This is a genomic window from Actinoplanes sp. NPDC024001 (assembly GCF_040638955.1).
In the GTDB taxonomy this organism is placed as follows: domain Bacteria; phylum Actinomycetota; class Actinomycetes; order Mycobacteriales; family Micromonosporaceae; genus Actinoplanes.
On record NZ_JBEZZB010000261.1, the window covers coordinates 1 to 9,534 of the forward strand.

The 9,534-nt window shown below is 74.2% G+C and carries 7 protein-coding genes and 1 pseudogene; 6 read left to right on the forward strand and 2 right to left on the reverse strand.

Features of this window, described 5'->3' with window-relative positions; genetic code table 11:
* Positions 1-87: 87 nt before the first annotated feature.
* On the reverse strand, positions 88-1,383 hold the full coding sequence (locus AB0F81_RS48460; RefSeq protein WP_360210745.1) for a hypothetical protein: 1,296 nt from the start codon (positions 1,381-1,383) through the stop codon (positions 88-90).
* A gap of 159 nt (positions 1,384-1,542) precedes the next feature.
* Here AB0F81_RS48460 and AB0F81_RS48465 point away from each other — a divergent pair, with 159 nt between their 5' ends.
* Positions 1,543-2,970, forward strand: coding sequence for a serine/threonine-protein kinase (locus AB0F81_RS48465; protein ID WP_360210747.1), 1,428 nt, complete (start codon positions 1,543-1,545; stop codon positions 2,968-2,970).
* Here AB0F81_RS48465 and AB0F81_RS48470 read toward each other — a convergent pair.
* Positions 2,951-4,906 carry a PAS domain S-box protein gene (locus AB0F81_RS48470; RefSeq protein WP_360210749.1) on the reverse strand — a complete coding sequence of 652 codons (1,956 nt, stop codon included), beginning with the start codon at positions 4,904-4,906 and terminating at the stop codon, positions 2,951-2,953. The genes AB0F81_RS48465 and AB0F81_RS48470 overlap by 20 nt on opposite strands.
* Positions 4,907-5,019: 113 nt before the next feature.
* Between AB0F81_RS48470 and AB0F81_RS48475 the strand changes: the two genes are divergently transcribed.
* The 5 genes and pseudogenes from AB0F81_RS48475 to AB0F81_RS48495 form a co-directional block, all read left to right on the forward strand.
* On the forward strand, positions 5,020-6,015 hold the full coding sequence (locus AB0F81_RS48475) for a 3-oxoacyl-[acyl-carrier-protein] synthase III C-terminal domain-containing protein (protein WP_360210751.1): 996 nt from the start codon (positions 5,020-5,022) through the stop codon (positions 6,013-6,015).
* Positions 6,012-6,752, forward strand: a complete 741-nt coding sequence (locus AB0F81_RS48480; RefSeq protein WP_360210753.1) for a glycosyltransferase family A protein — start codon at positions 6,012-6,014, stop codon at positions 6,750-6,752. The genes AB0F81_RS48475 and AB0F81_RS48480 overlap by 4 nt, the downstream gene beginning before the upstream one ends.
* Positions 6,753-6,754: 2 nt before the next feature.
* Positions 6,755-8,188 carry a class I adenylate-forming enzyme family protein gene (locus tag AB0F81_RS48485; RefSeq protein ID WP_360210757.1) on the forward strand — a complete coding sequence of 478 codons (1,434 nt, stop codon included), beginning with the start codon at positions 6,755-6,757 and terminating at the stop codon, positions 8,186-8,188.
* A complete protein-coding gene (locus AB0F81_RS48490) occupies positions 8,185-8,949 on the forward strand; it encodes a glycosyltransferase family 2 protein (RefSeq protein ID WP_360210755.1) in 765 nt (254 codons plus the stop codon). The genes AB0F81_RS48485 and AB0F81_RS48490 overlap by 4 nt, the downstream gene beginning before the upstream one ends.
* 100 nt (positions 8,950-9,049) lie before the next feature.
* Positions 9,050-9,534: pseudogene (locus tag AB0F81_RS48495) on the forward strand (cytochrome P450); the annotation flags it as partial.

The following is a 9,534-nucleotide window of genomic DNA, read 5'->3' on the forward strand; positions in this document are numbered from 1 at the left end:
TGTGCCTGGGCGCCGGCGAGCCCGGCCAGGCCGCCGGCCACCAGCGCGAGCAGTGCCGAAGCGCGGACGTACGACCGTCCGCGCACCTCAGCGACCGCCTGCCGCGAGCCCGCCGTAGCCGGTCTGTGCGCCACCGCGGGGCAGCCGTGCCGCCACCGTCTCGCCGAACGCGTCGGCGAGTTCCCGGGCCAGGTCGAACCCGTGCTCGTACGTCCGGTAGGCGATGTCGTGCGCCGTCGGGTAGTCCCGCGCCGCGTACGCGTCCGCGTGTTCCAGCAGCATCTCGTCGTGCCCGGCGAACGCCTGCGCCAGCTCCGGCCGGGTCATCCGGCCGCCCGTCGCCTGGTTGAGGAAGACCGCCATGTCCTGCTCGTACTTCGCGAGCGCGGACCGGGCCCGCTGCCGCCGCGTCTCGTCCTTGGCCGCCGTCGCCGCGCTGTACGCCACCAGCTGCTCGACGTGATCACCCCAGATGCGCTGGAACTGCCGTGCCGCGGCGGTGCCGAACAGGGTGTCCATCGCGGCCGTCAGGTCCCGGGTGTTGGCGTTGATCGAGCGGGCGGCGGCGTCGAAGTCCGGGGTGTTGGTGACCGCGGCCCGGGTCACGTCCTCGACCAGCACCACGTGCTCGGCGAGCAGTTTGCCGAGCTGGGAACGCAGCCGCCAGACCGGTTCGCGCAGGGCCGGGCGGTCGGCGGCCGGCAGCAGCGAGTCGGCGAGCACCAGGCCCAGGTCGTAGAGGTGCTGGTAGCCCTCCCGGTAGGTGCGGTCGGCGGCCAGGTAGTCGCCGGCCGCGTACGCGTCGGTCTGTTTGGTGAGGTGGTCGACGTGCATGCCGAGGGCGTGGTGGGCGGCGTCCGGGGCGAGCCGGCCCTGCGACAGGCCGGCCAGGAACTTGCTGAGCTCGCCCTCGTACTCGATCAGCTCTTCGCGGGCCTGCTCGCGGGCCGCGTCGTCGCGGGCCGCGACGGCACTGGCGTAGGCGACCAGCTCGACCACGTGCTCGGCCCACAGTGGACCGAACGTGCCGACCATGTCCTCGCCGAAGAGCTGGTCCATCAGGTCGGTCATCGCGTCGGTGTTCTTGCCGAGGGCCGCGTCGGCGGCCTGCACGAAGTCGTCGTCGCCGCGGATGCGGCTGCGCATCACGTCGGCGGCGAGCACCGAGTGCTGGCCGAGCAGCGCCTGCAGCCGCACCGCGTGGTCGGCCGCCTTGTCGGGGGCGGCCCGCCCGGCCCGGTGGGCGGCGTGCACGGTCTCGTGGGTGTGTGGGACAGGGTCGGGCGGCACCGCCACGGCGGAGCCCACCGGCAGTGCCGCCAGCAGGCAGGCACCGAGGAGGGGGATCGAGAGCCGGCGCCAGTTCTGTCCAGGTCTCCGCATGTCGCCTCTTCGCACAAGCGTCGATGTCACCCCTGCCGACGGTACGCCGAACCGGGCTCGCGCGGGATCCCCCTCATCCCGGAAATCCGACACTTGCCCGCTGGCGTGGTTGCAGTAACGTCGAATTGGCTGCTGACCCGGGACATTCGAGGTGACGGCATGACGCCTGAGGGGAAACTCGTCTCCGGGCGCTACCGCATCATCCGCCCGCTCTCCGCCGGCGGCATGAGCAGCGTCTGGCTGGCCGCCGACGAGGCCGCCGGAGTGCCGGTCGCGCCCCTGGTCGTGGTGAAACAGTGCACCATCCCCGAGGGGCTGGCTCCCGATCAGCGTGAGCTGGTGCAGGAGTGGGCGCTGCCGGAGGCGCAGGCCGCGGCCCGGGTGACCCACCCCAACCTGATCCACACCCACGAGGTCCTTCCCGATCCCGAGGGCCCGTGGATCGTGATGGACTACGTGCCGTCCCGCTCGCTGCAGGACATCGTGGACGATTCCGGCCCGCTGCCCGCGACCCGGGTCGCCGAGATCGGGCTCGCCCTGCTCGCCGCGCTGAAGGCGACCCGCCGCGCCGGCCTGCTGCACCTCGACGTCAAACCCGGCAACGTGCTGATCACCGAGGACGACCGGGTGGTGCTCACCGATTTCGGTCCCGCCGTCACCCGCGAGGGCATCGCCGCGCTCTCCCGGGCCGGCATCGTGCTCGGCTCGCCGAAATACATCGCGCCGGAGCGGCTCTTCGACCGGGTCTCCACCGAGCGCTCCGACCTCTGGTCGCTCGGCGCGACGCTCTACCACGCCGTCGAGGGCCGGCCGCCGTTCCTGCGGCCGACCACCACCGCGATCCTGCGCGCGCTGGCCGACACCCCGCCGGACGCACCGAGCCGGGCCGGCCCGCTCACCCCGGTGCTGACCGGCCTGCTGCGCCGGGACCCGGCGGACCGGCTCTCCGCGGCCCAGGTCGAGAGCCAGCTGCGCCGCATCGCCCAGCCGGTCCGGCGGCGGTTCTCGGTGCGCCGCCGGGTCTCCGCGGTGGCCGCCGCGCTTGCCGTGCTCGGCACGCTCGGCGTGGTCGCCGCGAGCGCCCAGGGTGACGCCCGGTCGCAGACGCCGCAGACCGTCGCTCCGCTGGTCGCCACCTCGGCCGCGCCGGTCGAGCTGCCCGCCGAGTTCGCCTGGTGGGTCGATCCGAGCGGCTTCCGGGTGGCCCTGCCGCAGGGCTGGAAAGCGGTGCCCGGCCCGGGGCGGACGATCGCCTTCACCGATCCGGGCGGCGGGCCGATCCTGCGGATCAGCCGGTGGCCGGGGCCGACCGGCGACGTGGTCTCCGCGCTGCTGGCCGAGGAGCAGCGGATCGATCTCGCGGCCTACCGGCGGTTGCGCATCGAGGCCCAGTCCACCCCGCCCGGCGCGGTCTGGGAGTTCACCTTCCTGGACTCCGGCGAGGTGGCGACGCGGGTGATGCGCCGGGTCATCGGTGTCGGCGAGCGCGGTTACCTGCTGGAGTGGCACACCGACCGGTCCGGCTGGGTCGCCGGCCTGCCCAAGCTCACCGTCGTGCTGAACAGCTTCACCGGAGCGGGCTGGTGACCCGGTTCCCCACCACCTCGGCCAGCTTGCGGAGCAGGTCCTGCGCGGTGAAGGGCTTCTCGATGAAGGCGATGTCGCCGTCCAGCACGTGGGTGCTGCCCAGCAGCCCGTTGCTGTAACCGGACATGTAGAGCACCGGCAGCTCCGGCCGGCTGCCGTGGATCACCTCGGCCACCCGGCGCCCGGACATCTCCGGCATGATCACGTCGGTGAGCAGGGCGTCGCAGCCGTGCTGGTCGAACAGGGCGAGCGCCTCCGCTCCCCCGGTCGCGGTCAGCACGTGGTATCCGCCGCTGGCCAGGATCCGGGTGACCACCCGGGCCAGGGCCGGCTCGTCCTCGACGACCAGGATGGTGCGGCCGTCACCGCGCGGCGGCGGCGCCTGCCGGGAGCCGGCGGTGGTCACCCGCCCCGGCGCCGCGACCAGCGGCAGATAGATCCGGAACGTGGTGCCCACACCCGGCTCGGAGTAGACGTTCAGGCTGCCGCCGGCCTCGGTGACGATGCCGAAGACGGTGGACAGGCCCAGCCCGGTCCCCTTGCCCCGGGGTTTCGTCGTGTAGAACGGCTCGAAGATCCGCGCCGCCACCTCCGCCGACATGCCCTCACCGGTGTCGCTGACCAGCAGCCGGGCGTACCGGCCGGCGGGTAGCGGCGGCTGCATGGCGAGCTCGTCGCCGTCCAGGTCGGCGACGTTGGCCTCCAGGACCAGGGTGCCGCCGTCCGGCATCGCGTCCCGGGCGTTGATCGCCAGGTTGAGCAGCACCTGCTGGATCTGCCCGGGGTCGGCGTGCACGACGGCGGGCTCCGCGGACGGCACGGCCATCAGGTTGATGTGCTCGCCGATGGTGCGGCCCAGCATCGCGTGCACCTCGGCGATGGCCGCGTTCAGGTCGACGTCCTGCGGCTGGATGGTGTCGCCGCGGGTGAAGGTGAGCAGTTGCCGGGTCAGGTTGATGGCCCGGTCGGTGGCGCTGCGGACGTGCCTGAGGTCGGCCTCCAGCGCCGGGTTGCCGGCGGCCTCCTCGGCGGCGAAGTCGGTGTAGTTGGCGATGATCGCCAGGATGTTGTTGAAGTCGTGCGCCACCCCGCCGGCCAGCTTGCCGAGGCTCTCCATCCGCTGCGCCTGGTTGGTCCGCTCCTCGATCGCGCGCTGCCGTTCGGCCGCCTCCTTGACCGCGGTGACGTCCCGCACCACCACCGAGATGCCGGTGACCCGGCCGCTCCCGTCCCGGACCGGCGCGACGGTCAACGCGGCCTCGACCGGGGTGCCGTCCTTGGCGAAGCGCCGCGACTCGTAGTAGACGCCTCTCTCGCCCCGCAGGATCCGGGCGATCACGTCACGTTGCTCCTGCGCGCCGGACGGGTCCGCCAGCAGGGCGGCCGGCTTGCCGATGATCTCGTCGGGACGGTAGCCGAAGAGCCGCTCCGCCCCGCCGTTCCAGGCGGTGATCACCCCGTCCAGGGAGACGCCGACGATGCCGTCGTCGGTGTGCTCCACCACCGCGGCGAGGCTGGACCGGGCAGCCTGCTCCCGGGCCGCGGCCTCGGCGAAGCAGCGCTCCGCCTCCGGATCGGCGTAGATCGCGCCCGCGCTGATCGCGCCGGACCGGCGCACCGTCCAGTAGTAGACGCCGGCCACCCCGCACACCACGTTCCACCAGGCCAGCGCCCACACCCAGACGATCGGTACGGAGTGCTCGGCCCGGTCCAGGTTGCGGAACGCCAGGAAGGCGTGCAGACCGTGGCCGATCGCCGCGGTCAGGAAGATCAGCGCGGTGGCGACCGCGGGCTTGTTGCTGCGCAGCTGCCCGGCGCGGGCCACGGGCACCGCGATGGCCACCGTGATCGCCGCGTAAGTGATCATGGTGCCCAGATTGCCGACCAGGAAGAGCTGTTCCGGCACGGTCGTCACATCGGCCGCACTCCGGCACATCTGAGGTAATCCTTTGATTCCGGTCCGCTCGGACGATAGGCGGGTACCGCGGTGAGGACACCCGGTAGGACAATGGATGACCTTGATCATCTTCTAGGAGGTTCGCGCAGCCGATGCGGGTCGGGATCACAGGGGTGGGCGCCCACCTGCCGGAGCGTGAGGTGACCACCACCGAGCTGCAGGACGGCGTCGCCCGGGCCGGGTCGGTCCGGCTGCCACGCGGCCTGTTCGCTCGGCTCACCGGGATCGAGCGGCGCCGGATCGCCGCCGACGACGAGTACGCCTCCACGCTCGGCCTGCACGCCGCCCGGGCCGCCCTCGCCGACGCCGGCCTGGACCCGCTCGACGTGGACCTGCTGCTGTTCGCCTCGGCCAGCCGGGACATGGTCGAGCCGGCCACCGCGCACATCCTGCAGGACGCGCTGGGCAGCCGGGCCCACGCGCTGGACGTCACCAACGCCTGCAACAGCTTCGTCAACGGCATCGACCTGGCCCGTTCGATGATCCTGGCCGGCCGGGCCCGCCGCGCCCTGGTGGTGACCGGTGAGACCCCGTCACGGGTGATGCGCCCCCGGGTCGCCGACCTGACCGAGGCGCGGCGGTCGTTCGCCGGCTACACGTTCGGCGACGCCGGCGCGGCGGTCGTGGTGGAACCGGTGGACCGTGGCGGCATCCTCGACGTCGACACCGAGACGCACTCCGAGCACTGGGCGGTCGGCGGGATCCCGGGTGGCGGCTCCCGGCATCCGCGCGGCGACGAGCACACCTACTTCGCCGGCGACGGCCACCGGCTGCGCGGCGTCTTCGAGAAGGTCGGCGCCAGCATCCTCGACCGGGTCCGCAGCCGCACCGGTCTGGAGTACTCCGACTACGCCCGCATCCTCGTGCACCAGGTGACCCTGCCGTACCTGGACCGCTTCGTCGAGGTGACCGGCGTGCCCAAGGACAAGCTGGAGGTGACCGTGACCGGCCTGGGCAACATGGCGAGCGCCACCCTCGGCGTGCAGCTGTCCCGGGCCCGTCCCGGGCTGCGCGCCGGCGACCGGGTGCTGTTCATGGGCCTGGGCGGCGGGGTCAGCATCATGACGATGGTCTGGGAGTGCTCGTGACGACCCGGTTGTGGGTGGTCGTCCCGGCCTACAACGAGTCGGCCCGGATCAGCGCCACCCTGTACGCCCTCGCCGCGCAGACCGACACCGACTTCACCCTGCTCGTGGTCGACAACAATTCCACCGACACCACCGTCGACGCGGTCCGCGCGTTCCGGGCGTGCGCCCCGTTCCCGGTGGAGGTGCTGGTCGAGACCGAGAAAGGGGTGGGCTGCGCGGTCGACACCGGGTTCCGGCACGCCATCGCCGCCGGGGCCGCGCTGATCGCGCGCACCGACGCGGACTGCCTGCCCCGGCCCGGCTGGGTGGCCGCGGCCCGCGCCGCCCACGACGGCGGCGCCGGCATGGTCTGCGGGCGGATCACCGCACGCCACGACGAGCACGGGCCGGCCGGCCGCGCCGTCTTCGCCGGCCTGGTCGCCCTCGCGGCGCTGTTCGGCCGGCTGCGCCCGGCGCACCGGGCAAGCGGCTACCTGGCGCCGTACCGGATGCACGCCGGCAACAACATGGCCATCACCGCCGAGCTGTACGAAGCGTGCGGGGGCATGCCCCGGCGCCCGTCGCCGACCGACCGGCTCTTCCTCAACCGGGTGCGGCGCACCACCGCGTCGATCGCCCGCAGCCGCGCCATGGTGGTGGAGAACTCGACCCGGCGGCTGCGGGCCTACGGGGTGCTCGGCACCGCCAAGTGGTACCTGGACCGCGGCAGCGGCGTCCTCACCCCGGACCCGAGGTGACGATGCTCGCCGACCTGCGACCGGGCGACGACACCCCCGCCCTGCTCCGCGGCCGCCGCTCCCTCACTCGCGGCGAGCTCGCGGAACTCCGTGACCGGTACGCGGCCGCCCTGCACGCGCGCGGTCTGCGGCCCGGGGACACGCTCGGGCTCGCCGTACGACCCGGGCCGCGCGCCCTGGCGGTGGTGCTCGCCGCGTACCGGATCGGGGTCCGGGTGGCGGTCCTCGACCCGAACGCCGGACCCGACGTGCTCACCGCGCGCCTCGCCGTGGCCCGCCCGAATCTGATCGTCGCCGACGCGGCCGCGCAGGCGGTCGCCGGCTGGGCTGCGCCGCTGGCCCGCCGCGCCGGCCTGGCCCTGCCCGACCTCGCCGCCCTGGCACCCACGGTGACCGTCGGCCGGCGGCTGCCCGGCGCCGCACCGGCCCTGCCCATGGCCACCGGCCCGGCGCCCGCCCCCTACGACGGGGACGGCGACGCGGTGATCATCTTTACCTCGGGCACCACGAGCAGCCCGCGGGCGGTCGTGCACACCCGGTCCGGCCTCGCCGCCGGGCTGAGCGCGGTCTCCGCCCTGGTCGAGCCGCGACCAGGGATTCCGGTGCTGGGCGGCACCTTCTTCGTGATGCTGCCGTCACTCGCCGCCGGTGCGCCGGTGGCCCTGCCCGCACGACGCCCCCGGATGCTGGCCCGGCAGATCACCACGCTGCGCCCGCAGGCCACGTACCTCACCCCGCCGCAACTGCGCGCCGCCCTCGACGCCGGGGTGCCGTTCACGCAGCGTGTCTACAGTGGGTCGGCGCCGGTCTCGGCCGGCCTGCTCAGCCGGGTCCGTGCCGCCGGCGCCGACGCGGCCTGGGGTGTCTACGCGCTCACCGAGGTGTTCCCCGCCGCCGCCGTCGAGTCCCGCGAGAAGTCCGCTTTCGACGACACCGGTGACCTCGTCGGCGACCTGCTTCCCGGGGTGCGCGCCCGCCTCGACGACGACGGTCAGCTGCTGCTGGCCGGCGCCGGCGTCTGCGACCGGTACCTCGGCGCCGACCCGCACGAGTGGGTCGCCACCGGCGACGTGGCCCGCCTCGACGGCCGCCGCGTCGTCCTCGGCGGGCGCTGCAAGGACATGATCCTGCGGCGCGCCGAGAACATCTATCCCGGCCTCTACGAGCCGGCCCTGCACGTGCCCGGCGTGGCCCTCGCCGTCCTCGTCGGTGTCCCCGCCGGCGACGGCGACGAGGAGGTGGTGGCGCTCGTGCAGACCGTGCCCGGCGCCGACGAGCCGGCGGTCCGGGCCGCCCTGCGCGTGCCGTTGCAGCGCATGGGCACGGCCTCCCCCGACCGCGTGCTCTTCGCCCCGGTCCCGCTCGCCGGCCGCTCCCGCAAACCCGACCGCGCCGCGGCCGCGGCTCTCGCCGCCGGCACCGGGGTACGGCCGTGAGCAGCACCGTGTTCGCGGTCGTGGTGCCCGCCTACAACGAGGCCGAGTCGATCGGCGGCACCCTGGACGCGCTCGCCGGGCAGACCGACACCGGTTTCCGGCTGTTCGTCGTCGACAACGGCTCCACCGACGGCACCGCGGAGGTGGTGCACCGGTTCGCGCAACGGGCGCCGTTCCCGGTGGAGGTGCTGACCGAACTCGAACGCGGCGCCGGAACCGCGGCTGACACCGGTTTCCGGTTCGCCATCGCGGCCGGGGCGATGCTGCTCGCGCGTACCGACGCCGACTGCCGCCCCGCGCCGAACTGGGTGGCGACCGCGAGGGCGTACCTGATCGGCGGCGCCGCCCTGGTCTGCGGCCGCAGCGTGCCGCGCCGCGACGAGCAACCGTCCTGGACGGAGCGGCATGTCTTCCCGGCGGCGGTCCGCCTGGCCGCGCTCTACGGCCGTTTCCGGCGCGCGCATCGCGCGCCCGCGTTCCGCGCCCCGTTCGTGCTGGTCCACGGCCACAACCTGGCGTTCACCGCCGATCTCTACCTGGCGTGCGGCGGCACGCCGCGCGAGCCGCTGGAAGCCGGCTCCGAGGACGTGACCCTGCTCAACCGCGCCCGCCGGCACACCGACCGCATCGTCCGCGCCGAGGATCTGATCGTCGAGTCCAGCCTGCGCCGCCTCCGCGCGTGGGGCGCCCGGCGGACGCTGCTCTGGTACTGGGATCGCCGCTGGCGCCCCGATTCCTCCGCCGAGGTGCATGTCAGGTGACCACACAACCCCCACCGGCTGTCCGCCAGTGCTGCCTCAGCCCCGGAAACACAGCACTGCCCGTCAGCCGGACCGCCGGCCTCCGCCGGGCGGTGCCGGAATGAGCGGTGAACGCTCGGGCGCGGCGCGAGCGCGGCGCCGGGACCGTCGGGTCTACCTGTACAGCCATCCGGTGCTGCTCGCGCTGCTCGCGGTGACCCGGCGCCGGCCGGTGACGCGGCTCGGCGGCACCGTTCTCGCGCATTCGCGCGCGGCCTTCCTCGACGGGCTCACCCGCGTGCCGCTCGACCGGACGGCCGAAGGCACGACCGGCGGCGCCGCCGGGCAGCTGGCCGGCGGCGGACTGCTGTTCGACCAGGAGGGCGACGACCACCGCGGAACCCGGCGCGCCCTGGCCGACTCCCTCGGCGCTGACGGGGTCACCCGTCTTCGCCCGGTCTGGCAGGAGGTGCTGGACCGGCGGCTGGCGCCGCTCGCCGCCGGAGCCGCGGTGGACCTGGTGGACGTCGCGGCGGAGCTTGCCGGCACCACCGCAGCCGCCCTCCTGGCCCTCGATGTCGACGGCCGCGAACTCGCCGCCACCGC